Source organism: Mycobacterium europaeum (assembly GCF_002102155.1).
Lineage (GTDB): Bacteria > Actinomycetota > Actinomycetes > Mycobacteriales > Mycobacteriaceae > Mycobacterium > Mycobacterium europaeum.
Genome location: NZ_LQOU01000057.1, coordinates 1 through 1,478, shown reverse-complemented (window position 1 = coordinate 1,478; position 1,478 = coordinate 1). Strand labels below are relative to the sequence as shown.

The window sequence follows — 1,478 nt, the reverse complement described above, 5'->3', positions numbered from 1 at the left end:
CGGTGTATTCGGGTGCGGGCAGGGCGCGGGTGTCGAGTTTGCCGTTGAGGGTCATCGGCAGGGACTCGAGGGCGACGATGGCGGCCGGGACCATGTAACCGGGCAGCCGCTGGGCCAGCGCGGTGCGCACCCCGTCGGGGTCGGCGGTGCCGGTGAGGTAGCCGACCAGGCGCTTGTCGCCGGGACGGTCCTCGCGCACGATCACCACCGCGTCCTCGACACCGTCCAGGGCGGCCAGCGCCGAGCGGACTTCGCCGACCTCGATGCGATAGCCGCGGATCTTGACCTGCTCGTCGGCGCGCCCCACATACCGCAGCTGCCCATCGGCGCCCCAGCACACCAGATCGCCCGTCCGATACATCCGCGCACCGGGCCCGCCGAACGGGCACGCCACGAACCGCGAGGCGGTCAACCCCGCCCGGCGCACATACCCCAGCCCCACCCCGCGACCGGCCACATACAACTCACCGACCACCCCGGCCGGCACCGGCCGCAACCAACCGTCCAGCACAAACAACCCCGCCCCGGGCACCGCCGACCCGATCGCCGGCGCCCCCGATTTCGCGGCCAACGGGGCACTGGCGGTAGCGAAGATCGTGCTCTCGGTCGGCCCGTAGACGTTCATCATCGCCCGCCCCGGCGCCCAGCGATCCACCAACTCCGCGGGCACCGGCTCGGCCCCGATCACCAGCGCCGTGGAATCCAAACCCTGCGGTGAGAGCATCCGCACCGCCGCCGGGGTCTGACTCAACACCGTGACCCGCTCGGCGACCAACAACGCATGGAAATCCTTGGGCGAGCGGGCCACCGCCTCGGGCACCACCACCAACCGCCCACCATGCAGCAACGCACCCCAGATCTCCCACACCGAGTAATCGAAGGCATACGAATGGAACTGGGTCCACACCTGCTCCGGCGCCAACGCCACCCCCACCGCCGGCGCGTCGAACAACCGCGTCACATTGGCGTGAGTGACCGCCACCCCCTTGGGCACCCCCGTGGTCCCCGACGTGTAGATGATGTGCGCGACATCCTCCGGATCGGGCCCCGGCAACGCGGTGGCCGGCTGGGTCTGCAGGGCCGGGCTGTGCACGTCGACGATCGGCAGCACGCGAGCGGACAGCTTCTCGGCCAGCGCCGCGGTGCTCACCGCCGCCACCGGCGCGGTATCGGCGAGCATGAACTCGATGCGCGCCGCCGGCAACGCCGGGTCGATCGGCAGATACGCCGCCCCCGACTTGAGCACCCCCAGGATCGCCACGATCGCCTCGGCCGAACGCTCCAACAGCACCGCCACCGACTCCCCCGGACCCGCGCCGCGGCCAATCAACGCATGCGCCAACCGGTTCGACGCCTCATCGAGCTCCCGATACGTCACCGACCGACCCTCAAACCTCACCGCCGTCGCCAACGGACTACGGGCCACCTGCGCGGCGAACAACGCCGGAATCGACACCGGCACCCACGGCCGCGTCAGC

Annotated in this window: 1 protein-coding gene; it reads right to left on the bottom strand. The window is 71.1% G+C overall.

What is annotated here, in order from left to right; translation table 11 throughout:
• Positions 1-1,478 (bottom strand): non-ribosomal peptide synthetase (locus tag AWC03_RS24000; protein ID WP_142278505.1); only part of this gene is annotated, 1,478 nt, incomplete at both ends.